This is a genomic window from Streptomyces sp. PA03-5A (assembly GCF_033792725.1).
Classification (GTDB): domain Bacteria; phylum Actinomycetota; class Actinomycetes; order Streptomycetales; family Streptomycetaceae; genus Actinacidiphila.
In genome coordinates this window covers 118,350-142,904 of record NZ_JARAVL010000020.1, presented here as the reverse complement: position 1 = coordinate 142,904, position 24,555 = coordinate 118,350, and the positions used below count along the sequence as shown (strand labels likewise).

Genomic DNA, 24,555 nt, shown 5'->3' with positions numbered 1-24,555 from the left:
CCGAGCGCCCCGAGGATCGCCCGGCGCCAGAGAAGATTCCTCACGACGTCCGTGCTTGAGCCGACTGAGAACAGCAGCGCCGGCGGTCGGGACAAGAATCAGAGAAGGTTAGGGCAGCGGTAGTAAAATAAGCGAGTAGCAGCGCCAACGGCAGTCGGGCGGCGAAAGAGATGGAACAGGATGGGCCCATCCCGCCGGGTTGGGACTGTCTACACCCGGCAACGCGGGATAGAAAACGGCTGCTGGTATCGGCGGCCGAGAGCGTTGTCGCCGAATTGGGCGCATCGGCCGCGACGGTCTACCTCAAAGTGCCGGACACCCCGCATCTGCAGGCTGCTGTCGTGGCGGTGACCGCCATGGGGATCGGAGCGCCCGAAGACGTACCCCTGAATGACAGCACCTACCCGTCGTCACGGGCGTGGCAGTCGGGCCATGTGGAGACCGCGCATCAGGTGGACTTCATGACAGGCCACCCGCATTTGGCAGCCTACGCACATTTCCCACTGCAGGCCGCGGCCGCGCCGCTCTTCTCGCCGACCCGCCGCTTCGGGACGCTTGCGGCTTTCTGGCCGCCCGTAGGTGACGAGATCGCCGAGTCAGAGCAGGAGCGACTCGTCGTCGCGGCCTCGTCGCTGGCCCACGACCTGGACCGCTTGGCCGATCATGGGACATCGATGGTCCCGCCCCTGGTACCGCACGTGGTCACCGTAGAGGGGCAGGGGGCGGGCGCCGAAAGCATGACCTCATCAACCGCTCCCCTCGTCTACCACCTGCACAAACTCGCCACGCTCCTGGCAACGACCGTTCACACCCGAGACGTCGTCGAGATGTCGATGGAGCGCGTGCTGGACGGGTTCCAGGCCCGAGCTGCCGTCGTCAGCCTGGTCGATGGAGATCGGCTCCGCGTGGCATGTGCCTCCGGCTGCGCAAGGGAATTCATCCGCACCTTGAATGGCTCACTGCTCGCGCAGCGCAGGCCGGAGACGGAGGCGGTGGACCGACGACGGCCGATGCTGTATGGCCCCCGGGATGCACTGACAGCCGGCCGGTTGCCAGAGGCGCTGTCGGACCAGGAGTCCTTCTGGATGGTCCTGCCGCTCCTTGCCGGGCGGAAGGCGGTGGGTGCCCTCGCCATGGCGTTCGGCGCCGAACGCAGGGACATCCTCGCCGAGCAGGGAACGTTGACAGCGCTGGCCACGGCAGTCGGTCAGGCGGTAGAACGAACCCAAATGCACCACGTACAGCACGCGCTGGTTGATGACCTGCAGCACGCACTGCTACCACCCGTGCTGCCCCAGCCGGCCGGAGTGGTGAGTACCAGCAGATACGCATCGGCGACCAGCGGAATCGAACTCGGAGGAGACTGGTATGACCTCATCATGCTCCCCGACAGCCGGGTGATGATGGTGATCGGGGACGTCCAGGGTCACAACACGGCTGCGGCAGTGGTGATGGGCGAGCTGCGCAGCGGCGTGCGCGCATACGCGACCGAAGGACACGACCCCGGAGTTGTCCTTACCCGGGCGAACCAGCTCCTGATCGGCCTGGAAACAGACCTCTTCGCCACCTGCTGCTGTGCCTGGCTCGATCCAGACACCGGCAGGGCGCAGATGGCCACCGCCGGGCATCCACCGCCTCTGATGCGCACGCCTGACGGCCGGATGCCACTCGTCTCTCTCGAAGCGGGCATGCCTCTCGGCATCGACCCGGAGGCGACCTTCGAGGCGATGGACCTGCAACTCGAGCCGGGTACGTTGCTCGCCTTCTACACGGACGGTCTGGCCGGCCCCGGAGGCGATGTGGACCACGAGGTGGTGAGCGTGGCCTTCGACGACCCGGGGAATCTTGAGTCCGTCGGCGACCGGCTCATCAGGGGCTTCAGCGAGTCGCCCCTGCGGTGCTCCGACGATGCCGCTTTGCTCTTGGTCGTCTACGAAGGGCCCTCGGCTGAAGCTAAGCACAATGTCCGGCAGTTGAGGATCCACCGGCGCGATCTGCAAGGAGCCGAGCGGACGCGCAGACTTTTGCGGGAGTGGTTGGCGGGGTGGGAGCTGTCCGCCATGGCTGACGATGAGGAACTGCTGGTGTCGGAGGTCGTCACTAACGGCCTGGTACACGGTGACAGCGACGTATACGTCTACGTGCACAAGTATCCCGAATGTATACGCGTAGAGGTCCGTGACAGCGATCCGCATCTCGCGCAGCCCGTAACGGTTCCCCGCGATGAGGATCAGGCCGAGGGGGGACGAGGACTGGTCATCGTTTCGGCGCTGGCTTCGGCATGGGGCAATTCACCGAGCGGACGAGGGAAGACCGTGTGGTTCGAATTGCCGATGCCGGCTGCCCATGGCGCTGATGCTTGACACGGCGCACTTTCTCATGTGGTTACCCTCGACCAGGCCGGGGCCTTGGCCGGCACCGCAGTGACCTTGCGCACTCGACGCGAAGAGCTGCACGTTCTATCGTCCGCCGATGTCCAGCCCGTCCCGGCTGGGCCGGTAGCGGGCGCGCGACCTCCAGGCCTAGGAGGTGCTCGGGCGCGTGGGCAGCATGGTCTGCTGCAGCGCCGTGGCAACTCGACGCGTGCTTGGTGGAACCTGATCCGCTTGAGTGCCTGACCGGCCAGGTCGGCCAGCGTGCCCACGAGGGTCCGCTCGTCTAGGGACGGCAGTTATCCGCGTGGTAAACCATCGCTCACGCCCCGAGTGGCTGATCGCCGGGCTCGCTGAGGGGGGTGATCGAGATGGCGTAGCTATGAACTGAGGATTGCGAGCACGGCGCCGCAGGCGCCGAAGGTCGGGCGAGCCGGGTCACGACGACCTGCCGCCCGTGGCCGCGGTGATCAAGGCGGAGGAGAAGTCGGCGGTGTCCTTGCACGCTGCCGCTCGGCGGCCAGCGCGGCCTGCACTCAGCTTGTGCTTCTCCTGCTTGGTGTCGCGGACCACCACGAAGATGCTTTCGGGGCCGTCGAAGCGCAGCCGGAGCCGACGGACTTGAACGGCCAGCCGGTGCCAGCCGTCGTGCGGGGTGCGGTACCGCAGCCCCACCAGGGGGACTGCTGGACGGAGGCCGAGCGCAGGAGCTGCCGGTATGCCTCCCTGTCGGCGGGGTGCACCGCGAGATCACCCGGGAGATCGGAGCGGTGGGATCCGGGAGCAGCGCGACCAGGGTGGGCAGACCACCGAGCCACTCCAACTGGTCCCCTCGGGGTGCGTACATCCACAGGCCGAGCCCGGCGGCCGCGGTGGCCAGCTGGAACGGGATCAGCAGGCTGGCCAGGTCGTTTCGCGCATCCAGGGCGTCGCGCCTCGAGGAGGCAGGCAACGGATACGCCGCTGCGCCCGGGAAACTCCAACTCCTGCATCGCGACCGCATCCGCCCTGGCGGCATGGGCCACCAGCTCTCGGGCGACATCCGCTGACTCTCAGGCCACAGGTCCCCGAAGTCACGTCCCAGGCACTGCTCCGCCGGTCGGCCCAGCGCCGTGGCCGTCGCAGCGTTGAGGCCGCGAATGGCACCGTCCAGCGTCAGTAGAACAGACGGGCAAGCCCGGCGAAGAAGTTCGTCCGAGGCGTCCATTTGTGGCTCCCGGGCCATACCGAAACAGCCTCTTCGGCTATGTTCGCGCACTTTCTCGCGATGTCTCGACAGGAGGCCTCCGGCCGCCCCCTCAATCCGGCGGGCGAAGCGTGCTCAGCCTTACGGCGTGCCGGCTTGAGAGGACGTGGTTCCTTCCGGGGACTGCACTGGGCCGGACTGGTCCCAGCCGGGTGTGAGCTCCTCCCGGTGGATGTCCTCGCCGTGGACCTGTTCACCGCAGGTTTCGCAGACCGTATGGGTGACGAGTTCATGGTCTCGGTGAAGGATCCGGCTGGGCGGCGTGGTGACGGCCCAGCGGTCGCCCCAGCCGATCAGCTCGCGGGTGATGGCCCCCAGGTCGCGCCCCGCCTCTGTCAGGTAGTAGCCGCTGTGGTGTGCGTCGTCAGGCAGGGGGCGCCGTTCGAGGATCCCGCTTTCCACCAGCGCCTTCAGGCGTGCTGCCAGGCGGTCCGTGGGGGCGCCGGTGTTCCTGGCGATCTGCCGGAACCGGTGGTTGCCGAGCATGACCTCGCGGATCGCCGGGAGGGCCCATCGGTCGCCGATGGTCTGCAGGGCGGCAGCGAGAGAGCAGGGGCGGCCGGCCATGTCCTGGGGATCGATGCGCATGGTCACGTCCCTATTGTCGCCCCCGTTGGTTTGATTTCCAAACCACCCTGTGCTTGCCTTGCGGCATGGCTGTGATGCTTCGATTTTCAAAGCACCCTCGTACGGCGGCTGCCGTAGTCCTGGTGGCCGTGTTCATGACCAACCTTGATCTGCTGATCGTCAACGTCGCGCTTCCGGCGATGGGAGAGACGTTCTCCGGGGGCGGCAGGAGCACGAGCCTCGGTGCGCTGTCCTGGGTCCTGAGCGCCTACGCGATCGCTTTCGCCGCCCTGCTGGTGGTGGTCGGGCGCGCCAGTGACCGCATCGGTCAGCGGCCGGTCTTCCTTACCGGGATCGCCGTCTTCACCTTCGCGTCGGTGGGCTGCGCCCTGGCTCCGAACCTCGGGACCCTCATCGTGGCCCGGGTCGTGCAGGCCGTCGGGGCGGCCGCCCAGATTCCCACCTCCCTGGCCCTGCTGCTGGAGACGGTGCCGGCCGAGCGCCGTACCCAGGCAACCCGGGGCTGGGCCGCGGTCGGCGGACTGGCCGCCGCCGCCGGGCCTGTCATCGGCGGCCTGTTGGCCGAGGTGGACTGGAGGTGGGTGTTCGCCGTCAATCTGCCCATCGGGATCGCCGCGCTCGTCGCCGGCCGATCGGTCCTGCCGAAGCCGGCCGTCCGCGAGGCCGGCCCGCTGCCCGACCTCCTCGGCGCCCTGCTGGTCATCATCTCGGTCGCGACGCTGTCCGGGGCCCTGGTGCAGGCTCCCGACTGGGGCTGGACGAGCGGCAGGACACTGCTGCTCCTGGCCGTTGCCGTGATCAGCGGCACCGTGTTCGTCCTCAGGTCCCTGGGGCACCCCCGGCCGTTGTTCGAGCTCGACCTGCTGCGGCTGCCGCGCTTCGGCGCGGCGAACGCGGGCAGCCTCGTGTTCGGCGTCGCCTTCGCGATCATGCTGCTGTCGAACGTGCTGTGGTGCCAGGAAGTCTGGCACTGGAGCGCGCTGCACACCGGTCTCGCCCTGACCCCAGGCCCCGCCCTCGTGCCGGTCGTCACCCTCCTGACCGCTCGCGCCGCACAGCGCTTCGGGCACGGTCCACTGGTTGCGACGGGAGGGCTGCTATTCGCCGGCGGCATGGTGTGGTTCGCACGCTTCGCGTCCGTCACGCCCAACTACTGGCGCGACATGCTGCCCAGCCAGTTGCTGACCGGTACGGGTGTCGGTCTGGCCCTGGGCACCTTGGTGGCCGCCGGTGTGCACGCCGTACCGGGGCACCGTGCGGCGACCGGGTCGGCACTGGTCAACTCCGTACGACAGATCTCGACCTCGGTCGGCGTCGCGGTCCTGGTCGCGGTGGTCGGCTCCCACGTCGGTGCCGCCTCACTTCACGACTTCCGGATCGTCTGGTGCGTAGCCGCCGTTCTGGGCCTGACCACGTCGGTGTTCGGCGTGCACCTCAGCCGCGGCGGCAGCACGGCCCGAATGGCAGTCGCCGCATCCAAGTAGGTCGAGGCGGTAGCGCACGCTCTGCCGGATGCGTTCAGACCGCCGCTTTTCCCCGTCCGGCGGTGGGGGCTGTTCCGGCGGTCAGGCACAAGGCTTCAGAAGGACCTCCAGACGATACGTCGGCCGGAATCGACGAGGCTCCGCCGCGCCTGCAGGCTTGACTGACGGCGCGGAAGGCCTTCAACGGCCAAGCTACCGCCGGTAGGTCGGCTGGGAGACGAAGAGGGTGGCGGCGATACCGACGATGGTCACCGACCCGGCCCCTGCAATTAATTACAGGAGATTTACGTGAACGAACTGCTCACCGCGGCAATCGAAGCCCACGGCGGAACTACACGCTGGCGTGATCTGACCCGGGCGCGAGCCACCCTTGTCAGCGGAGGACTCCTGTTCGCCGCCAAGGGCCTGCCGCAGGATCCCGAGCCGCGAGAGATGACCGTGCTGCTCCATGAGGAGCGTGCCTCGGTCCGACCCTTCGGCGCCCCCGACCAGAAGACCGACTTCACACCCGGACGCGTGAGCATCGACAAGCTTGACGGGCGGGTGGTGGCCGCTCGCGAGGACCCCCGGTCGTCCTTCAGCGGCCACACCCTCGACACCCCCTGGGACCCGCTGGACCGCGCCTACTTCAACGGCTACGCACTGTGGACCTACCTCACCACACCGTTCCTGCTGGCCATGCCCGGCTTCACCGTCACCGGGATCGACCCTTGGCGTGAGGGAAACGAACTGTGGCGTGGACTGCGCGCCGGCTTCCCGCCCGGGATCGCCAGCCACAGCACGCACCAGGACTTCTACTTCGGCCCCGATCATCTGCTCCGCCGACACGACTACCACGTCGATGTGGCCGGCGGATTCGCCGCCGCGCAGTACGTGTACGACTACGTGGAAGCGGAGGGCATCATCCTTCCCACCAAACGCCGGGCCTACCGCCGCGACGCCGCCGGTCACCGCATCCGCGAGGAGGTCATGGTTTCGATTGACCTCAGCGACATCCACTTCAGCTGACGCTCGACGGAAGTGAGGCCGGGCCGTCGAGCTGGAGACCGACAAGCGGTGGTCGAAGAGGGGTCAGCGTGCCCGCCGTCGGCAGTGCGATCAGCAGTCGAGCCCGGTCTTCGGCCTCACCTGGCGAAAGTCTTCGCTGCCCATTCGCCTTGATCTTTGCGTCGCCGGGGCCGCCCTCGGGAACCGGCGGCTCATTCGGTTCGGCTTCTTGCTGGTCCCTCGCGGTCTTGGATTCACTCCGTGTCAGCGTCGCGGGCACCGGCTTCTACTTGTGCGCCGCGCCCGGTACCTGCGACTGCGGCCCGACCATCGAGTCCTCGGTCTCCGGCGCCTCCTGCCCGGCCATGCCCGTCGCCTTGGGTGTCTGTGCCTCGGCTTGATCCTGGACCGTCTGGGCTTGCTTCGCCCCCGGCCGCTGCACATAACTCGCCGAGATCGGGTAGTCCAGCCCCACCGCGACCCCAGCAGCAGCCGGAACACGATCAGCGACGAGATGTCCCACGCGAACGCGCACGCCACCGAGGACACCACGAACAACCACAGCTCGACCTTGAAGACCCGGCTCCGCCCGATCCGGTCGCCCAACGGCCCCAGCAGCGCTGCCCCGAACACCGCCCCCACGATCGCCGCCGCCGACAGCAGCCCACGCTGTGCCGCACTGCCCCCGAAATTTCGCGATCAGGGGTTCGCCACCGCGATGATGAAGAAGTCGACCCGTCGAGCAAGATCCCCAGCCCCGCCTGCAGCCAGAACCTCATGTGCAGCCGCGACATCGCCGCACCGTCCAGTGCCGCCCCCAGGGGCTGCGACGTACCGGAAGAACCGTTGGTCACCACGCACACGGAGTCAAAGCAACGGCTCGCGGCGGATCACCCGCCGCGCCAAACGGCCCCTGATCGCCACCCGCGGACACTTGGGGTCCCGCAACCTTTACGGTTCGCCGGTGGTGCGTGGCGAACTCGGAGAGCGGGATGGAGCTCAACAGAGTACGGCGGACTGGCGCCCGCTGGCTCGGCCCTCTCGGTGCCGTGTCTATCCTTCCTTTCTTGCGCTGGTGACCGACGGCCCGGTCTCGGCAGCGGACCCCGCCAGCCGCGAAACGGCACGCGGCGTACGGCGTTCCGCCGTGGCAAGCCGCACTACACGTCCACGCCGACCGGGCGCCCGCAGTCGTTGAGAGCCTCTGACCGGTCCGCTGCAGGTTGCCGGCTGCTCCTAGCGTGCCATCGCGCGTCGAACGTCTCATGCGCGAGCCGAGGATCACCGGCGCCGTCCGCGGCAAGAAGGTGATCAGCACGATCCCTGACCCGACCGCGCCACGGGCACCGGACCCACCTGGTCGACCGCGACTTCGTCGCCGCGGCCCCCAACCGGTGCTGGGCCGCCGACTTCACGCACGTAGCCACGTTCTCGGGCGTCGTCTACGTCGCCTTCGTCGTGGACACCTTCTCCCGCCGGATCGTCGGCTGGTCCGCCTCGACCACCCAGCAGACCCGGCTCGTCCTGGACGCCCTGGACATGGGACTGTGGCAACGCGACCGCGACCAATACCCGCCCATGCTTGGGGAGTTGGTCCACCAATCGGACGCGGGCTCGCAATATACGTCCTTCACGCTGGCCGAGCACTTGGAGAAGGCCTGTATCGCCGCCTCGATCGGATGGTTCTCATCGTCACTGCCGCCGGCGTGCAGGACACCAACCGGGGAAATAGGTGGTTGTCGAACACCTGGTGACGTGCGGTCGTCGGTGCGCTGCTGGGCGGCGTCGCGCGGCACTACGACGGCGGCTGTCCGATGATCGGACGCCCCTTGGACGGGTTGCGGACTCCGGCGTTTGTCACCATTAATTGAGGTTCGTCCGTGGCGTAATAGCGACTTGTCGCTTTGTGGACACCGGAAAGTGCTGACCTGCGCCTTTTTCGACATCACGCTGTCACCTCATGAGATACATGAACGACAGGTGGCGCCCCGGGGGCCGGCGTCCCGGGTCGCGGCGTGCCGCGGCCACCACGGCCCTCTTGGCGCTGCTGGCCGGCCTGGCCGCCGCTCCCGCCGCGGCACGGGACCTCGCCGCGGACACCGCACGGAGCGGCACGGGCGCGCAGGGCGGGGCGACCTCGACCCGGACGCCGTTCGTCGCCCGGCACCAGGTCACCTTGATCACGGGCGACCGCGTCACGCTGGAGACGGACCGCTCGGGCAAGCAGAGTGTGTCGGTCGAGCCCGCCGAAGGTCGCGAGCGGCTCACGTTCCTCAAGCGCCAGGACGGCTCGGACTGGACGGTTATACCGGTCGACGCCCTCCCCCTGCTCGCGACGGGCCGTCTCGACAAGGCGCTGTTCAACGTCTCGGCCCTGGTCCAGGGGAAGTACGCCGAGCGGTCCAGCCTGCCGCTGATCGTCCAGTACGCGGGTGACGCGGGCACCGCACAGCGCCGGCTCACCGCCGCCGGGGCCGACAAGGTCCGCCCCATCTCCGGAACCCCCTTCGCGACTCTCGCCGAACAGCGCGAGGACGCTGGGGGGTTTTGGCAGGGCATCGCTCCCGCCGAGGCGGGTGCCACTACCTTCGGCGCGGGCGTCCGCCGGATCTGGCTCGACGGTCACTCCAAGGTCCAGCTCGACAGGACGGTGCCGCGCATCGGAGCCCCCCACGCCTGGGAGAAGGGCTACACCGGCGCCGGTGTCAAGGTGGCCGTCCTCGACACCGGCTACGACCCGAACCACCCGGACCTCAAGGGTCTCGTCGCGGAGTCGGCGAACTTCACCAGCGAGCCGAACACCGACGACCTGAACGGCCACGGCACTCACGTGACCTCGACGGTCGCCGGTTCCGGTGCGGCCTCCGGCGGCAAATACAAGGGCGTGGCACCGGGCGCGCAGATCCTGTTCGGCAAGGTCTGCACCGCGGACGGCAACTGCGACAACTCCGCCATCGTCGAGGGTCTGGCCTGGGCCGCTCAGCACGGCGCCAAGGTGATCAGCCTCAGCCTGGGCGATACGGACACCCCGGAGACCGACGCCCTCGAGGCCATGGTCGACACCGTCACCCGTGATTACGGCACCCTGGTCGTGGCCGCGGCCGGCAACAACGGCTCTGGCAGCAGGGTCTCCTCGCCGGCCTCCGCCGGCGGGGCGCTGGCCGTCGGCGCCGCCGAGGACGACGACGACCTCGCCGTCTTCAGCTCGGTCGGTCCGCGGACGGGCGACTCCGGCCTCAAGCCGGACCTCATCGCCCCCGGCGTCGGCGTCGTCGCCGCCAGGGCGGGCGGCACCACCGAGGACGACGGCTACATCGCGATGAGCGGTACGTCCATGGCCACGCCGCATGTGGCCGGAGCCGCCGCCATCCTCTTCCAGGAGCACCCCGCCTGGACGGCCGACCAGGTCAAGCGCCAGCTGATGCAGTCGGCGACCGGCGCCAAGGAGCACGGCGCATACTTCCAGGGCGCCGGGCGCGTCGACGTCGCGCGGGCGGTGGACCAGGAGGTCACCGCCGACGCCGCCGGACTGGACTTCGGGCTGATCCGCTGGACCGACGGTGCGCGGCCGCCGGTGACCAAGACGATCACCTACCGCAACCCGGGCACGGAGCCGGTCACCCTCCAGCTCAAGCAGAACGCGAGCAGCGGGAAGAAGGACGTGCCTGCCCCCGAGGGCCTTTTCCGCCTCAGCGCCGACACGGTCACCGTGCCCGCGCACGGAACGGCGGACGTCACCCTCACCGCGACCCCGGAGGCCACCACGCTCTACGCCGCGTACAGCGGCGTGGTGAGCGCGGCCACCGCGGACGGGCAGGTCTCGGTGCGCGTCCCGTTCGGCATGGACCTCGAGCAGCCCTCCTATGACCTGCGCATCGACCTGAAGAGCCGCACGGGCACGGCCCCCGACATCGCCTACCTGCTCGTCCAATCGGCCGACGGCAAGGCCTACGAGGTGGAAGCACTCGGCAAGAACAGCACCGTGGTGCGGCTGCCGAAGGACACCTACTCGGTGAGCGGCTTCTTCTTCGACGCGTCCTTCACCGAGGGCATCATCGTCGGCGTGCCGAAGGTCGTGATGACCGCCGACCGGCAGGTCGCCATCGACGCCCGGAAGGCGAAGCCCGTCACCGTCTCGGCACCGAGCCGCGCCGCGCGCATCATCTCGGCCGAGATCGGCACCATCAGCCTGCACGACGAGCTGCTCTCCGTCACCATGAGCAACGCGATCGGCACCGACCACATCGAGGGCGTGTACGCGACGCCGACGGCGCAGTACAGGGACTCGAAGTTCACCTACCTCGTCAACACCGTCTGGGGCGACCCGGCCGGCGCGGACGGCAACCCCTCGTCGGTCTACTACCTCACCCGGCCGGTGCACGGCGCCATCCCGGCCAATCCCAGCTACAACCCCCGCACGTCGGAGCTGGCCAGGGTGAACACCACGTTCGCCGCCACCGCGCCGGGAGCCCCCGCCTTCCGCTTCGTCTACACGGATGTCGACGACCTGCGTATCGGCTGGCACATGATGAAGGGCGTTCCGGTTCCGAGCCAGCGGGTCGACTACTTCTCGGCGGCCGACGGCCTGCTCTGGCAGACCGCCTTCGACCAGTTCGACTTCCTCGCTCCGGACAGCCCGAACGGGCAGATGTACATCAGCACCCGGCACGGCTACAAGGCCGGAGCGACGGTCGAGGAGCGCTGGAACCAGGGCGTACAGGCCATGGGGTTCGCTCCCGAGGGGATGAACTCCTTCCGTGAGGGAGACACAATCCAGTACTCCATCCAGGACTCCGCCAACGGGAATCTCGACCTGCTGGCGGGAACAACGACCGCCAGCCGGCCCACGGCGCAGCTGAGGCGCAACGGTGAACTGGTCTCGGAATGGTGGGGTTATGCCCCGGTACCGGCCGATGCCACCCCCGCCGACTACCAGCTGAACCTCGAGGTGCAGCGCGACCGCAACCCCGTCTCCTCCATCTCCTCCGACGTGCGGGCGGAGTGGCGGTTCCGGTCGCAGACCACGACGACACGCCAGGCTCTGCCGCTGTACGCGGTACGCATGTCGCCGGAGCTGGACGAGTGGAACCGGGCCAGGGCCGGACGCGAGCTCGACATCCCGCTCCTGATCCAGCGAGCGCCCGGCGCCGCCGAGTCACCGATCCGCACCTTCACCACCGAGGTCTCGTACGACGAGGGCAAGACCTGGCAAGCGGCCGAGGTCCACGGCTCCGGCATGCAGCGCACCGTGACCGTGGACAGCCCGCGCCAGGCTGCCGGCGGAGCCGTCAGCCTGCGCACCTACGTCAAGGACGCCGCTGGCAATTCCTTCAAGCAGACCGTTATCAAGGCCTACCTGCTGAAGTAGCCGCCGACGGCAGCGAGGGGCCCGCCGGACACTTCGATGCCGTCGGTCAACTCGGGCCCTGGCGCTTCGCCCCGTCGATCTACCGGTCGGCGGGGCGAAGTGCTGCGAAGGCTGCTGCAGGGTGCGGGCCCGTCGTGCGTGGGTGAGATGGCGTGGCGCGCAGGCTGCGAGGGCTGCCGAGTCACTCCCAGCGGACCCGGCGAAAGCACTTCGAGTGTCAGCGGTGATCGCCAGCAATAGCAGAAGCCGGGGCGGACCTGATCATGCCGAGTAGCGCGCGCTGTGGAGAGCAGGATGAGCACTCCGATCTGACTGTGCAGATCCACAGTCCGGGCAGGTACCCAAGGGTTGCCGTCACCCTGGCCTGGCGTAGCTGTTCTTCACTGGTGGTGTCCGAGCTAGCGGCGAGTTCTGACAGGCTGGGCGCCTTGTGCATCAGGGCCAAGACCACGGTCGCACCAAGGGCCCGGGCGGCGCCGAGCAGCGCGCCGGCTGCCGATGACGCGCTGACGATGATGGCTGCCACGAGTGTCAGCGTAATCAGGAGAAGGAGCATATGGGCTTGATTCGCTTTGACGGACACCTGAGATCAGGGGCTTCCGCCTCGGAAGGAAGATGTTTGTCATGGAGAGCATGGCGAAAAAGAAGCCGCGTCCTCGCCGCTCGTTCACGCCGGAGTTCAAGGTCGAGATCGTTCAGCTGTGCCACGCGGTGATCGCTCGGTCGGTCAGGTCGCCAAGGACTTCGATCTGACCGAGACCGCGGTGCGCGACTGGGTGAAGCAGGCCGAGGTCGACGCCGGCGAGCGGGACGGCCTGACCAGCGACGAACGCGAGGAGCTGGCCCGGCTGCGGCGGGAGAACCGCCGTCTTCGGGAGGACGTAGAGGTCCTCAAGCGGGCCACGGCTTTCTTCGCGACGGAGACCCGATAACGGTGCACCCGTTCATCGAGGCGGAGAAGCAGGCAGGGCACAGTGTCAAACGAGCATGTGAGCTGCTGAAGGTCTCCCGAGCCGCCTTCTACTCCAGCCGCACCGCCATCCCCGGCCCGCGCATGGTTCGCGACGCGGAACTGACCGAGAAGATCAACGCGGACCACCTGCGGACGAACTGGTCGCCGACGCCCTCAAGGCGGCCTGTCGATCGGCGACCAGCCGTGGCCCAGCCGAGCTGCTGCCCGCCAAGCAATCTTTGAGTGGATCGAAGGGTGGTACAACACACGCAGGCTGCACAGCAGCCTTGGCTACCGCAGTCCTGCCGAGTTCGAGACCGTCCTCGCAGCGTGACCACCACACCGATGGTGTCCGTCAAAGCGGAGCAAGCTCAGAATCAGCCGACGACTTCGCGGCGATCCCCGAGATCCTGGAAGCGCATGTCATCGCCGGAAGCGCCTCGGTCCTGGTGAAGGTCAGGGCTGCGACGACCGAGCAGTTGCAGGATGTACTGCGCCGCATCTATGCGATCGCCGGGGTCAGCGGGACGGAGGTGCCGACGGCAGCAGCCGACCAGCCGGCGTCTTCCGACACCGGGCTCGGGTCCCAGGCCGTCCGGCCCCCACGCTCCAGCGCCGACGGCTTTTCGTCCGCATGGGCCGGTGCGGGCGGGAATCGGCTGGTCGGGTGGAGTTCAGGCGTAGGCGTCCTCGATGGTGACTCGTCGCACTGTGCGCAGCGTCGATTGGAGACTGTCCAGATCGGTCGAGCCGAGAGCGAGGCGGAGCGCCTGTGGTGTGTGCTTCGAGGTGGTGAAGGGCTCCGCTGTGCTTACCGAGATGTGCTGACGCGCAAGGGTGGCGGTCAGGCGATCGGCGCGCGCGTCGTCGGGCAGGGTCAGCCATGTGAAGTAGGACGAGGGGTGGCTGATGAGTGGTAGGCCCGCCAGTTCTTGTCTGGCGAGTGCCTGGCGGGCCTTGGCGTCGTCTCGTTTCTGCGCTTCCAAGTGGTCCACCGTGCCGTCCTCGAGCCAGCGGCAGGCAATCGCGGTGGTGAGGGCCGGGGTGTTCCATGTGGTCGCCCGAATCGCGCGTTCGAGCGACGGCACCCTGGACGGCGGGGCGACGACGAAGCCGACCCGGAGGCCGGTGGCGACGCTTTTGGACAGTCCCGAGACGTAGACGGTGATGTCCGGTGCACTTGCAGCCAGGGGCGGTGGAGGGTCCTCTACCAGGTAGGCGTAAGCGGCGTCTTCGATGATGAGCGGACCGTGCTGCCGAGCGATCTCGATCAGGCGGGTGCGGTCAGTTGCCGACATCACCCACCCCAGAGGGTTGTGCAAGGTTGGCATGGTGTAGATAGCGCGCACAGGGCGGATCACGCACAGCCTCTCGAAGGCATCGAGATCCGGCCCGTTGGTCGTTGTGGGTATGGGCTCCAGGTCGAGATGAAAGGCATGCGCGAGCACCTTGAAACCCGGGTAGGTGAGTGCGTCGACCGCGACGACGTCGCCGGCGTTGAGCGCGGCCAAGACGGTGATGGCCAGGCCGTGCTGCGCACCGTTGACGATGAGGATCCGATCCGCGTCAGGAGTGATTCCTCGACGTCTCAGGTGCCGAGCGATCGAGGCTCTGTCCTGGGGACGTCCTCGATGTGGTTGGTAGCGCAGCAGCGAGTCGAGTTCACCAGAGGTGGCCACCTCTCGCAGAGTCTGCCGTAGGAGATCGGCCTGGCCGGGCAGCGATGGATAGTTGAAGTTGAGATCGACCGCATCCGTGGCGACGACTTGCAGATCGATGCCGTGACCGGCGGGAACCGCGATGTCACGCACGAACGTGCCGCGGCCCTGTTCCCGGCTCACCAAGCCCATCGCTTCCAGCTCGGCGTACACCCGAGTCGCGGTCACCACGGCGATGCCCTCGCGGGCGGCGAGCCCGCGGTGTGTCGGCAGCCGCTCGCCTGCGGCGAGCCGGCCTGTCCGGATGTCGGATGCGAGCGCGTCGACCAGGATCTTGTACCGCGAAGCTGCCATACACCCAATTGTATCCATGACAATTCTTTGACTGTCCTGTTCACGGGCTCTTACCGTCAAGACCCACTCATCCGGAAGGACGGCCGCCATGCACATCGCCATCCTCACCTTCGAGGGCTACAACGAGCTCGACTCCCTGATCGCCCTCGGCGTGCTCAACCGCATCAAGACCGCCGACTGGCGCGTCACCATTGCCACCCCCAGCCCCAAGGTGACGTCGAGGAACGGGGTGGTCATCGAACAGATGTCCACCCTTGAGGAGGCGTGCGCCGCTGACGCGGTCATCGTCGGCAGTGGCATCGCTACCCGCGAGGTCGTCGAAGACCAGGCGATCATGAAGATCCTGCGCGGCCTGGACCCCTCGCGCCAACTCATCGCCGCGCAGTGCTCCGGCGCGCTCGTGCTGGCCAAGCTCGGCCTGCTCAACGACATCCCCGCCTGCACCGACCTGACCACCAAGCCCTGGGTCATCGCCGCCGGCGTCGAGGTGCTCAACCAGCCCTTCTACGCCAAGGACAACATCGCCACCGCCGGCGGCTGCCTCGCCTCGCACTACCTCGCCTCCTGGATCATCGCCCGCCTCAAGGGCAACGACGCCGCTGAAAGCGCACTGCACTATGTCGCCCCGGTCGGCGAGAAGGAGGAATACATCGAGCGCGCGTGGCGCAACATCACCCCCTACTTGCCCGCTCCCGCACCGGCCCTCGTCTGAAACGACCAGTCGCAAGCAGTGACCGACCAGGAACTCACGCCCTGGCAGCCTGGCTGGTCATTCGCAGCCCGACTGAATCGCTCCGGGTTCGGTGCAGAGCGCTGAACCTTGGAAGGATGCGCTCATGCCGGCGCAGAGGAAGTACCCAGCGGAGCTGATCGAGCGGGCCGTGCGGATGGTCTCCGAGAAGCAGAGGCAGTCCCCGGGGCGGTCGGGGATCATCCGGGAGGTCGGAGATCTTCTCGGGATTCATCCCGAGGCCCTGCGGCACTGGGTAAAGAAGGCCGAGGCCCAGGCCGATCCGCAGGCGGCTGCCGCCCAGCAGGAGCGTGAGCGGATCAGGGAACTGGAGAAGGAGGTCACCGAGCTGCGGCGGGCGAATGAGATCCTCAAGGCCGCGGCCGTTTTTTTCGCCTCCGAACTCAACCCGAAGCCGCCGCGTTGATCCGTTTCATCGATGCTCACCGCGAACGGTTCGGCCTTGAGGCGATCTGCCGCACCTTGACCTGGGCCGGCACCCCCGCCTCGGCCTCCACCTACTACGCGGCCAAGCGTCGGCCTCCCTCGGCGCGGTCGGTGCGCGATGCCGAGTTGACCCAGGAGATCCGGAGGATCCATCAGGTCAACTATGGCGTCTACGGAGCCCGGAAGATCTGGCGGGAGCTGAACCGCCAGGGCCATGCCGTGGCCCGCTGCACCGTCGAGCGGCTGATGCGCGAGCTGGGCATAACCGGCGCCGTCCGCGGCAGGAAGGTCGTCACCACCATCCCGGATCAGGCCGCGGAGCGGGCCCCTGACCTTCTCGACCGCGACTTCGTCGCCACGGCCCCGAACCGCTGCTGGGTCGCCGACTTCACCTACGTGCCTACCTGGGCCGGGACCGTCTATGTCGCATTCTGCGTGGATGCCTTCTCGCGCCGGATCCTGGGCTGGAAGGCGTCGCGGAGCAAGCAGACATCCCTGGTCCTGGACGTGGTCGAGCAGGCCCTGTGGCAGCGCGGCTACCGGCCGAACGAGCAGGTCAGCGGCTTGATCCATCACTCGGATGCCGGCAGTCAATACACCTCGATCGCGTTCACCGAGCGCCTGGCCGAGGCAGGCATCGCGGCATCGATCGGGACCGTCGGTGACGCGTATGACTGTCAGTCTTTTCGCACCGGATCCCGCAAGACGGGGCACCGACGAATTGCTCTGATCAGGGCTTTACGTGGAACCAAAAGCGGCCGTTTCCCACGTGCATCAAGATCGTTTCCCAGATCCCAGGTCACACCCTGCAAGTGCAGGGGATCTCGAGCATTGGTCAGGTCACGTGTGCGTGTAACCCTCGGTGCGCACCAGTTCGACAGCGGAGGCCTCCAGTCGCGACGCGCAGACGCCCTCAGGAATACGGCCAATAGTGCGCTCGGCCCTCGGAGCGCGGGAAGTGCGGGAGTGGTCGTCCTGGTGAACGCGCTTCCCCGAGCTGCGCCTGGCCGTGGCGCCGGACGAGCTCCGGCCCGCTGCGCGCAGTGGGGGCACCTCGGGGCGAGTACGAGCGCCCCGCCATGGTCGACGGTCCCCCCAGCATCAGCCCTCGGGTGGGAACCGGGCGCCCATCTCTGCGGCCACGTGTGCCACCGGGCGCCCGGCCTGGAAACGCTGGACCAAGAGCCGCCTGCCGTGAACGGTCAGTCGGGCATTGCGGTGGGACACGAAGACCTCCGCGCGGTGCAGTCATAGACAGCTCCACTGCATCGGAGGTCTTCGCCTTGATCAAGCCCTCGCAGGTGTCAACAACGCTCGTGGTCCATACAGCTAGCGGAAACCTTTCGGGCTGTGTGCACGGGTCAGCGGGCGCCCCGCGGAACGAAAAGGATCTTGCCGGTGCGCTCGGGCCTGGCCGCGTGGCTCAGGGCGGCCTCGTGCTCCTGAAGGGAGTACGTCGCCTCGACCGGAGCCTTGAGGACGCCCTGCTCGACCAGCGCGGCAAGCTCCGCGTAGACCTCCTCGCGCTTCTCCCGCGGAGTGTCGCGGATCCAGTTGAGGATGAAGAAGGCGCGCAGCACGATGCCGCGGTAGATCAGGTCGCCGACGGGGACCGAGGGTGCCTGTCCGGTGGCAGCGGCGAAGGTGACGACGGTGCCGCCGTCCTCCAGCGACCGCACCAGCGCGGCGGTCTGCTCGGGGTCGGTGGTCCCCTCCAGCGCCAGCCGCAGCTGTCCGCCGTCCAGCGCGGAAGCGATGCGCTCGCCGAGTTCCGGGCCGTCGACGACGACGGCGTCGGCGCCGAGTGCGCTCACCTGCTTGGCCGCTTCCTCGCGCCTGACGACGGCCAGGGTCTTGATGCCGGCCTGCTTGGCCAGGGCGATGACGTAGTGCCCGACCGCGGAGTTGGCGAGGTTCAGACCGATCCAGTCGCCGGGTCGCAGTGCGACGTAGTCGTGCAGGAGCGCGCGGGCCGTCGCCGGGTTGACGGGGAGCATGGCGAGCTGGAGGACGTCCGCATCGTCCACGACGGACAGCGGCACGACGGTGTGGGCCGGGAGCACGACCTGCTCGGCCCAGGTTCCCTGGACGAAGGTGGGCAGGATCAGGACGCGCCGGCCGGTCAGGGACCGGTCCACGTCGTCGCCGACCCGCACGACGCGGCCGACTCCCTCGGCGCCCAGCGCCTGGGGCAGTCGGGGCTGGGCCGCGAACCAGCCCATGGTGAACAGCAGGTCCGCATTGTTGACGGGTGCCGCGTCCACCTCGACCAGCACCTCGCCCGGGGCGAGAGCCGGTTCGGGGCCCTCGACGAGCGAGACGGTGTCGTTGAGGTCTCCGCCGACGGCGGTGAGCGTGAGATGACGCATGACGGATCAGTCCTTAACGAGAGAGTGAGTGGCGTGGCCGCCAGCCGCTTACATTCCTAGCATCATCTATTCACGCCGTAAAGCCCTTGCTGGATAGCCCCTTACTCGTATGCTGGGGACATGAGCAGCCCCGGGAGCAGACCCACCACGCCGCGACAGGCGCCTGGACTCGCGGAGGCGGTCGTCGAACTGCTCAACTCACGCCCCCACGCCACCCCGCGGACCCCCGACACACTCACGGACGCCGCGAGCGCCGCGCCGCTGCTGCTCCTGTTCGGCCGGACAGCCGCAGCACCCCTGTCCGACGACGACGTCGCCCAGGTGCGCTCACTACGGCAGGCCCTGACCGAGGCCGTCCACCTGCCGGGCACCGAAACCGGGCACGCCGCATGGACGGAGATCAACCGGCTGGCCGCCACCACGGGCTTCCACCACGCCTTCGACGGCGACGGAAGCGTCGACCAGCACCAAGTCTCCGGATCCCCCGCCGCGGGCGCCGTCATCCGCGCGATCGCCGCCCTCGTCGCCGGCGGCCAGTTCTCCCGCGTCCGGATCTGCGCCCACCCGGACTGCCAGCACGCCTTCTACGACGCCACACGCAGCGGCAACCAGCGATGGCACTCCTACGAAGTGTGCGGAAACCGGGCCAACGTCGCCGCGCACCGAACCCGCGCCAAATACGGGTCTGTCCAACGAACGGTGTAACTCGGGTTGTGTGGGTTATCGGCGGCCGAGGGAGAGTCGGCAGCGCTCCGAACGCTGGGGCGACCGGAACGAAGCACCCTTCACCGCATCCCAGCAGGTCGCACGTTTCGGTGTGGCAGACACCTCTGCACGGATCCACCCCGTTCTGATCATCCGGCAGACCGGAGCGAGACCCCTGTGACGTGGAGCCCGGCCAGGTGGAGGGCCGTGGTCTCGCGTAGCGGTGGCCGCGCCACCTGACCCACCCACACCGCTTGCCGGCCTTGTGTGCGGCCGGAGCGCAACAGGGTCCTCAACGACGTTCTGCTCGCCGTCCGTTGCGTGAGCGCCGTCGGCCGCGTCGGGGAGCATCGCAGACGGTAGGTGCGCCCGCGAGGAAGTGACCGCCGGTGCAGCGGCATTGCTGCACCGGCGGGTCTGTTCGCAGACGTGGGCCCTGCTGTGGTGCATGGCATCCTGTGATGGACACCAGCCCCTGATCGACGCGGGGGCGGGCTTCCTCCCAGATGTACTGCGCAGGACACCTCGAGCCGTGTGCAGGTGCGCTCCAGGGTTCGGCGCCCTGCCGCAGTGGTACAACTGCCGCACGGCTATGGCTCCTGAGGAGACGTCAGGTCACGTAGGAGGCGCCAGCCCGGCGGTCACTCCGTGCGCAGGCCGTCCGGGCGCATCATCCGCAACAGCGCCGGCATGGTGAGCGCCGTGACCGCGGGAATCACCGCCCCGCCCATTGCCGTCATCTCGCCCACGCTCGCCCAGTCGACATGGAACGGCGTGTGCACCATCTTCAGCAGGGCGGCGCCCAAGCCGACGCCACCGACCACGGCGACGGTGAGCCCCAGGAAGACGGGGACAGCCGTTTGCCAGAGCACGGACAGGGCGAGCACGGATCGCCGGGTGCCGAAGGCGACCAGGATGGCCAGCAGCTTCCGGCGCTCGCGCAGTTGCTCCAGTGTGGAGACCAGCAGGCTCACGGCGATCAGGACCAGGGTGAGCGTGGCGCCGATGAACAGGCCGCGGCGGATGGTCTCGAATCTGTCGGACACCATGGTGGCACTGAACTGATCGACCACGATAGAGGGGTCGATGAGCGCGGCGGTGTTGCGGGCGCGCTCGACCGCGTCCGGGGTCGGGTCGAGGATCAGCATGAGCCGGACCTTGGGCCTGGGCAGGTGTGCTACGTCCAAGGCGGCCGGGGTCGCCAGGATGCCCCACTCCATGCTTCCGTCGGGCGCTACGCGATGGTGCACCGTGCGGGCGTCGGCCGGGATGCGCCAGGGCTGTGGCGTGCCGGTGTAGCGTTCCGGACCGGGCATGTTGAGGTCGAGCGTGGCGCCGGGCTTGAAGAGGGGGGAGTCGCCGATCTCCATCATGAAGACGTCACCGTCAGCGCAGTTTGCTCCGACATTGGCGAATTCGCGGAGCGCGGAGCAATCCCCCAGGAAGAGGGGGACGGACTGGAGTTGGTCGAGGGACTTGAGTGTCGAGGCGTTTCCCTGGGCGGCCTCGCCCTGGACGATGCCGATCACCGAGCGGACGCCTGGGGTGTCGACGAAGGCCTTCGTCACCTGCTGCGCCTGCGCCCCGCTGTCGACCCTGTACTGGATGCCCAGCTGGGCGCGGCTCGGGTCCTGGCCGGTCGGCGTGATGAAGTCGCCTTGGATCCCGGTGAACAGGGTCTGCAGGGCGATCGCGCCCGCAACGGCGACGGTGACACCACTGACCATACGGGCGGCGGCGCTGCTGTGGAGCTGCATGCGGCGGGTGGCCAGCTGCCAGGGCAGCGAGCCGCCGCGGAAGCGGCCGACGACCCATTCGACGAGCCACGGCAGCACGGCGGTGAGACCCACCAGCAGCAGGACCACACCGAGGGTCACCTGGTAGGGGTTGACCCCGGTGTCCTCCTGGGAAACGGTTCCGAAGAGCGGGGCCAGCAGCCCGATACCGGCCAGCGGGATCAGCAGCCGCCACCACAGCCGGCGTCGGCGCGCCGCGGCGTTGCGTACGACGCCGAGCGGCTCGATGGCGATGCCGCGCATCGCCATCAGGGTCACCGCGACCGCCGCGGAGGGCACCGCGATCGCCACCAGGGCGGCCAGGACCGGAGCAGGCCTGATGTCGGAAGGGAACGCGCTGAGGTCGTACACCGTCACACCGCGCGCGAAGTGCCGGGCGAGCAGGAAGAAGCCCGTACCTACGACGAGTCCGAGCAGTGAGCCGAACAGCGCCTCGCCGGCCGCGACCCGCCGGGTCATCCGGCTGTCCGCGCCGACCAGACGCAGTGCGGCCAGTCTGCGGTCGCGGCGCTCGCCGCCGAAGCGGACGGCGGTGCCGATGAGGACGCCGACCGGCACCAGCAGCACCACGATGCCGAAGATGAGCAGCAGGGTCAGCACACCGCCCAACGGTTCGCTCGGCCCTCGTTCCCGTCCGAAGTCGGGGATGCGGGTGGCGTTGCCGGTCTTGCCGTCCGCGGATCGTGCGACGAGCTTGTCGCTGCCCGCGTAGTAGGCCATCTCGGCGGACCCGACCAGGCCCTGGTCGCCGATGGTGCCGGTGATCCGGTAGTTCAGGCGTTCGCGCAGCAGTTCGCTGCCTGGCTCGTCGAGCAGGCGCTTGAGGGCGGGGGAGACCACCATCTCACCGGGTGCCGGCATCGTCTTGACGCCCGGCGGCAGCGAGGGCCGGTCGCCGTCCGCCTTGAGCAGCAGACCGCGGATGTCCGCCCCGCCAAAAGTAGTGTCGGCTTGCGCGAACAGTACGGTGCTGGCGGTTCGCTTGGGTTGGGCCTTGTTCCAGGAATAGTCCCGGTCGTAGCCGCGGTCGTTGCGGGCGCTGATCATGGCCGGGACGGAGGCGGCCAGCAGCAGGAGTGTGACGCCGAGGCCGACGCCGATGGCGGTCAGTACGGTGCGGGTCCAGCCCTCGCGGCCGCCGTTCGCTCCGAAGCGCATGCCGAGGCCGAGGTCGCGAATCCAGGTCCGGAAGGTGCCGCCGGTCCCTGCTTGTTCGAGGGCGCTCATGCGGCGCGCTCCATGTCCTGTGACGTGCCGTCGCGGACGACGACTTCGCGGTCGGAGTAGGCGGCGACGCGTGCTTCGTGGGTGACCAGGACGACGGCTGCGTTGGTGTCGCGGGCGGCGTCGGTGAGCAGGCGCATCACACGCTCGCCGTTGAGCGAGTCCAGGGCGCCGGTCGGCTCATCGGCGAAGACCACCCGCGGGCCGGTGACCAGTGCGCGGGCCACCGCGACGCGCTGGCCCTGGCCGCCGGAGACCTCGCCGGGCCGCTTGCCGGTGAGGTCGTCGACCTCCAGCCGGGCCATCCACTCCGTGGCGCGGGTCTCCGCCTCCTTGCGCTTGACGCCGTTGAGCCGCAGCGGCAGCGCCACGTTCTCCACGCAGGTCAGCTCGGGCACGAGCTGGCCGAACTGGAAGACGAAGCCGAACTCGCCGCGGCGCAGGGCGCTGCGCTCGGCGTCGCTCATCGCGGTCAGCTCCCGTCCCTGGTACAGCACCTGGCCGGAGTCCGGCCGCACGATGCCGGCCAGGCAGTGCAGCAGCGTCGACTTGCCGGAGCCGGAGGGCCCCATCACGGCGACGACCTCACCGGCGCGTATCGCGAAGTCGGCGCCGTCCAGGGCCGGGGTGGGTCCGTAGGCCTTGTGCAGGCCGACGGCTTCCAGCAAACGGTCCGTGGTGGTCATGCGCGTACCTCCGCCGAGAGTCGGTCCAGTCGTGAAGTGGTGAGTTCCAGCCACCGCAGGTCCGCCTCGAGGTGGAACAGGGCGTGGTCGCAGACCAGGTGGTCCGCGAGGTCGCCGTCGCGCTTGCGGACGGTCAGTTCCCGCATCAGGCGCAGGTGCTCCGAGCGCTGGGTGTCGAGCAGGTCGGCGGCGCTGCGGCCGGTCAGCAGCGCGAGGACGACCTTGGTGTAAAGGGTGCTCTGCAGGTAGGGCTCGGGCTTCTCCGGTTCCGCGAGCCACTTGCCGACGTCGGTGATGCCTGCGTCGGTGATCGCGTACCGCTTGCGTTCCGGGCCGCCGCCGGCCTCGATGCCGTCGACCTCGACGAGCCCGTTCTTCAGCAGCCGCGCCATGATCGAGTAGACCTGACCGTAGTGCAGCGGGCGGTCGTGGCCGAACTTGTGGTCGAATTCCCGTTTCAGGTCGTAGCCGTGGCGGGGGCCGGACTCCAGGAGCCCGAGCAGGGTGTGGCCGATGCTCATGCGAAGGACTCTACACGAGGCGTATACACGCAGTGTATAGATCTTGTGCATAGTGACGAGGGTGTGACACAACCGTCTCCGACCTGCGCTGATCGGGCGTTCCCCTCCAGGCCGCTACGTGGCTGCCGGGATGGGCGGAGTTGCGGTGCCGAGTCGTTCCCCACCGTGAGCAGTGTGCACGGGGTTTTGGTGGTTACTGGGGTTTTAGGCGTGTTGTCGTCGTGGTGAGTCCGGTTTCGGCGAGGCAGCCGTCGATGAGGTCGCTGCGGTACTGGATCTTTCGGAGGCCGCGGCGAAGTGCGCGGATGAGGTGCTCGGGGTCGGCGAATGCGGTGTTGGCCTGGCAGCTGCGTCGCAGCAGTGACCAGATGCCCGCGACCGGGTTCAGGTCGGGTGCGTAGGGCGGCAGGTAGTGGACCGTGAGCCAGTCCTGGCTGTCGATGAAAGCCCGCATGCGAGCGTCCTTGCGCCCGTTCAGGTTGTCCCAGATGAGAACGATCGGGCCAGCGAGCTGCCGGTGTGCTGTGATGAGCAGGTCGCGGTAGTCGGTCCAGGCGAAGCTGCGCCGGCCGCCGCGTTTGTGGTCCTCGTGCAGTCTGGGCCGGTAGATCAGGCAGGAGCGTTCTCCTGGCTTGTAGCAGGTCAGCGCGGCGATGGAGAAGCGGCGCTGGGAGCGTCCACGGACGCCATCGAGTCGGTCAACGCGCGCATCCACAAGGCCGTCCGCGCCCGCGGGCACTTCCCGAACGAGGCCGCCGCGCTGAAGTGCGTCTACATGGCCGTCATGAGCCTGGACCCCACCGGCTCCGGCCGCAAACGCTGGACCATGCGCTGGAAGCCAGCCCTGCAAGCCTTCGACATCGCCTTCGACGGCCGACTCACCGCCGGCCACCGATAACCCACACCACCCGAGTTACACCGTTCGATGGACAGACCCGAGTGGCGCGCATCACACACAGGACATCACCCCCACGAAGGAGCCCCCCCGCTGGCCACTGACGGCCAACGAGGGGGCGCCGATACGCGAGGGACGCAACGGTCGGCCATGCCGACCTGCAGGTCCCTTGA

General features: G+C 68.4%; 19 protein-coding genes and 6 pseudogenes. 13 read left to right on the top strand and 12 right to left on the bottom strand.

From position 1 onward, the window contains the following. Positions 1-170: 170 nt before the first annotated feature. On the top strand, positions 171-2,363 hold the full coding sequence (locus PV410_RS25055) for an ATP-binding SpoIIE family protein phosphatase (protein WP_500327833.1): 2,193 nt from the start codon (positions 171-173) through the stop codon (positions 2,361-2,363). 447 nt (positions 2,364-2,810) lie between these two features. On the opposite strand, the gene PV410_RS25050 is transcribed toward PV410_RS25055, so the two are convergent. From PV410_RS25050 to PV410_RS25040, 3 genes and pseudogenes are all read right to left on the bottom strand, one after another. Continuing rightward, positions 2,811-3,047, bottom strand: a complete 237-nt coding sequence (locus tag PV410_RS25050; RefSeq protein ID WP_500327896.1) for a hypothetical protein — start codon at positions 3,045-3,047, stop codon at positions 2,811-2,813. A gap of 370 nt (positions 3,048-3,417) precedes the next feature. Next, positions 3,418-3,579: pseudogene (locus PV410_RS25045) on the bottom strand (PAS domain-containing protein); the annotation flags it as partial. A gap of 120 nt (positions 3,580-3,699) precedes the next feature. Beyond that, a complete protein-coding gene (locus tag PV410_RS25040) occupies positions 3,700-4,206 on the bottom strand; it encodes a winged helix-turn-helix transcriptional regulator (RefSeq protein WP_500327888.1) in 507 nt (168 codons plus the stop codon). Positions 4,207-4,271: 65 nt separating this feature from the next. Between PV410_RS25040 and PV410_RS25035 the strand changes: the two genes are divergently transcribed. After that, positions 4,272-5,690: an MFS transporter gene (locus PV410_RS25035; RefSeq protein ID WP_500327832.1), complete on the top strand. Its 1,419-nt coding sequence runs from the start codon at positions 4,272-4,274 to the stop codon at positions 5,688-5,690. A 288-nt stretch (positions 5,691-5,978) separates the two neighbouring features. After that, positions 5,979-6,698, top strand: coding sequence for a hypothetical protein (locus PV410_RS25030; RefSeq protein ID WP_500327830.1), 720 nt, complete (start codon positions 5,979-5,981; stop codon positions 6,696-6,698). 243 nt (positions 6,699-6,941) lie between these two features. Here the strand turns inward: PV410_RS25030 and PV410_RS25025 are convergent, their stop codons facing one another. Continuing rightward, on the bottom strand, positions 6,942-7,310 hold the full coding sequence (locus PV410_RS25025; protein WP_500327829.1) for an MFS transporter: 369 nt from the start codon (positions 7,308-7,310) through the stop codon (positions 6,942-6,944). A gap of 690 nt (positions 7,311-8,000) precedes the next feature. On the opposite strand from PV410_RS25025, the gene PV410_RS25020 reads away from it, so the two are divergent. Beyond that, complete coding sequence (locus PV410_RS25020) at positions 8,001-8,495, top strand: DDE-type integrase/transposase/recombinase (protein ID WP_500327887.1); 495 nt, start codon at positions 8,001-8,003, stop codon at positions 8,493-8,495. Between the two features lie 151 nt (positions 8,496-8,646). Beyond that, entirely contained in the window at positions 8,647-12,045 is a 3,399-nt protein-coding gene (locus PV410_RS25015; RefSeq protein WP_500327828.1) for a S8 family peptidase, read from the top strand. A 217-nt stretch (positions 12,046-12,262) separates the two neighbouring features. Here the strand turns inward: PV410_RS25015 and PV410_RS25010 are convergent, their stop codons facing one another. Next, positions 12,263-12,571 (bottom strand): hypothetical protein, encoded by a 309-nt coding sequence (locus tag PV410_RS25010; protein ID WP_500327827.1) that lies wholly within the window; start codon positions 12,569-12,571, stop codon positions 12,263-12,265. 175 nt (positions 12,572-12,746) lie between these two features. Here PV410_RS25010 and PV410_RS25005 point away from each other — a divergent pair, with 175 nt between their 5' ends. The 3 genes and pseudogenes from PV410_RS25005 to PV410_RS24995 form a co-directional block, all read left to right on the top strand. Continuing rightward, complete coding sequence (locus PV410_RS25005) at positions 12,747-12,977, top strand: transposase (RefSeq protein WP_500327826.1); 231 nt, start codon at positions 12,747-12,749, stop codon at positions 12,975-12,977. Positions 12,978-13,181: 204 nt separating this feature from the next. After that, positions 13,182-13,331, top strand: a complete 150-nt coding sequence (locus PV410_RS25000; RefSeq protein ID WP_500327886.1) for an integrase core domain-containing protein — start codon at positions 13,182-13,184, stop codon at positions 13,329-13,331. Positions 13,332-13,371: 40 nt separating this feature from the next. Beyond that, a pseudogene (locus tag PV410_RS24995) lies at positions 13,372-13,530 on the top strand (Lrp/AsnC ligand binding domain-containing protein); the annotation flags it as partial. 141 nt (positions 13,531-13,671) lie between these two features. Here the strand turns inward: PV410_RS24995 and PV410_RS24990 are convergent. Next, the gene (locus tag PV410_RS24990) at positions 13,672-15,009 is read right to left on the bottom strand and encodes an aminotransferase-like domain-containing protein (RefSeq protein ID WP_500327825.1); all 1,338 of its coding nucleotides are present in this window, start codon (positions 15,007-15,009) and stop codon (positions 13,672-13,674) included. 88 nt (positions 15,010-15,097) lie between these two features. On the opposite strand from PV410_RS24990, the gene PV410_RS24985 reads away from it, so the two are divergent. The 3 genes and pseudogenes from PV410_RS24985 to PV410_RS24975 all read left to right on the top strand — a co-directional run. Continuing rightward, the gene (locus tag PV410_RS24985; RefSeq protein ID WP_500327823.1) at positions 15,098-15,721 is read left to right on the top strand and encodes a DJ-1/PfpI family protein; all 624 of its coding nucleotides are present in this window, start codon (positions 15,098-15,100) and stop codon (positions 15,719-15,721) included. A 124-nt stretch (positions 15,722-15,845) separates the two neighbouring features. Further along, positions 15,846-16,166 (top strand): transposase, encoded by a 321-nt coding sequence (locus PV410_RS24980; protein WP_500327822.1) that lies wholly within the window; start codon positions 15,846-15,848, stop codon positions 16,164-16,166. Continuing rightward, positions 16,163-16,840 (top strand): annotated as a pseudogene (locus PV410_RS24975) (IS3 family transposase); the annotation flags it as partial. The gene PV410_RS24980 and the pseudogene PV410_RS24975, both read left to right, overlap by 4 nt. Positions 16,841-17,311: 471 nt before the next feature. On the opposite strand, the pseudogene PV410_RS24970 reads toward PV410_RS24975, so the two are convergent. Together PV410_RS24970 and PV410_RS24965 are read right to left on the bottom strand one after the other, a co-directional pair. Continuing rightward, positions 17,312-17,413, bottom strand: a pseudogene (locus PV410_RS24970) (IS481 family transposase); the annotation flags it as partial. A gap of 134 nt (positions 17,414-17,547) precedes the next feature. Beyond that, positions 17,548-18,555 (bottom strand): zinc-dependent alcohol dehydrogenase family protein, encoded by a 1,008-nt coding sequence (locus PV410_RS24965; RefSeq protein ID WP_500327821.1) that lies wholly within the window; start codon positions 18,553-18,555, stop codon positions 17,548-17,550. A 120-nt stretch (positions 18,556-18,675) separates the two neighbouring features. Here PV410_RS24965 and PV410_RS24960 point away from each other — a divergent pair, with 120 nt between their 5' ends. After that, on the top strand, positions 18,676-19,260 hold the full coding sequence (locus tag PV410_RS24960; RefSeq protein WP_500320839.1) for a CGNR zinc finger domain-containing protein: 585 nt from the start codon (positions 18,676-18,678) through the stop codon (positions 19,258-19,260). Positions 19,261-19,901: 641 nt separating this feature from the next. Here the strand turns inward: PV410_RS24960 and PV410_RS24955 are convergent. From PV410_RS24955 to PV410_RS24940, 4 genes and pseudogenes are all read right to left on the bottom strand, one after another. Next, positions 19,902-22,283 carry an FtsX-like permease family protein gene (locus PV410_RS24955; protein ID WP_500327820.1) on the bottom strand — a complete coding sequence of 794 codons (2,382 nt, stop codon included), beginning with the start codon at positions 22,281-22,283 and terminating at the stop codon, positions 19,902-19,904. Next, complete coding sequence (locus PV410_RS24950; protein ID WP_500327819.1) at positions 22,280-22,966, bottom strand: ABC transporter ATP-binding protein; 687 nt, start codon at positions 22,964-22,966, stop codon at positions 22,280-22,282. The genes PV410_RS24955 and PV410_RS24950 overlap by 4 nt, the downstream gene beginning before the upstream one ends. Continuing rightward, positions 22,963-23,487, bottom strand: coding sequence for a PadR family transcriptional regulator (locus tag PV410_RS24945; RefSeq protein ID WP_500327818.1), 525 nt, complete (start codon positions 23,485-23,487; stop codon positions 22,963-22,965). The genes PV410_RS24950 and PV410_RS24945 overlap by 4 nt, the downstream gene beginning before the upstream one ends. A gap of 193 nt (positions 23,488-23,680) precedes the next feature. After that, positions 23,681-24,172 (bottom strand): annotated as a pseudogene (locus tag PV410_RS24940) (transposase); the annotation flags it as partial. On the opposite strand from PV410_RS24940, the pseudogene PV410_RS24935 reads away from it, so the two are divergent. Then, positions 24,164-24,385, top strand: a pseudogene (locus PV410_RS24935) (transposase); the annotation flags it as partial. The pseudogenes PV410_RS24940 and PV410_RS24935 sit on opposite strands and share 9 nt — an antisense overlap. Between the last annotated feature and the right edge of the window lie 170 nt (positions 24,386-24,555).

What these genes read in the sequence shown, in the direction of transcription:
- PV410_RS25055 (WP_500327833.1), top strand. Translation starts at nt 171, where the DNA reads ATGGAACAGGATGGGCCCATCCCGCCGGGTTGGGACTGTCTACACCCG.
- PV410_RS25040 (WP_500327888.1), bottom strand. Translation starts at nt 4,206, where the DNA reads ATGCGCATCGATCCCCAGGACATGGCCGGCCGCCCCTGCTCTCTCGCT.
- PV410_RS25035 (WP_500327832.1), top strand. Translation starts at nt 4,272, where the DNA reads ATGGCTGTGATGCTTCGATTTTCAAAGCACCCTCGTACGGCGGCTGCC.
- PV410_RS25015 (WP_500327828.1), top strand. Translation starts at nt 8,647, where the DNA reads ATGAACGACAGGTGGCGCCCCGGGGGCCGGCGTCCCGGGTCGCGGCGT.
- PV410_RS24990 (WP_500327825.1), bottom strand. Translation starts at nt 15,009, where the DNA reads ATGGCAGCTTCGCGGTACAAGATCCTGGTCGACGCGCTCGCATCCGAC.
- PV410_RS24985 (WP_500327823.1), top strand. Translation starts at nt 15,098, where the DNA reads ATGCACATCGCCATCCTCACCTTCGAGGGCTACAACGAGCTCGACTCC.
- PV410_RS24980 (WP_500327822.1), top strand. Translation starts at nt 15,846, where the DNA reads ATGCCGGCGCAGAGGAAGTACCCAGCGGAGCTGATCGAGCGGGCCGTG.
- PV410_RS24965 (WP_500327821.1), bottom strand. Translation starts at nt 18,555, where the DNA reads ATGCGTCATCTCACGCTCACCGCCGTCGGCGGAGACCTCAACGACACC.
- PV410_RS24960 (WP_500320839.1), top strand. Translation starts at nt 18,676, where the DNA reads ATGAGCAGCCCCGGGAGCAGACCCACCACGCCGCGACAGGCGCCTGGA.
- PV410_RS24955 (WP_500327820.1), bottom strand. Translation starts at nt 22,283, where the DNA reads ATGAGCGCCCTCGAACAAGCAGGGACCGGCGGCACCTTCCGGACCTGG.
- PV410_RS24950 (WP_500327819.1), bottom strand. Translation starts at nt 22,966, where the DNA reads ATGACCACCACGGACCGTTTGCTGGAAGCCGTCGGCCTGCACAAGGCC.
- PV410_RS24945 (WP_500327818.1), bottom strand. Translation starts at nt 23,487, where the DNA reads ATGAGCATCGGCCACACCCTGCTCGGGCTCCTGGAGTCCGGCCCCCGC.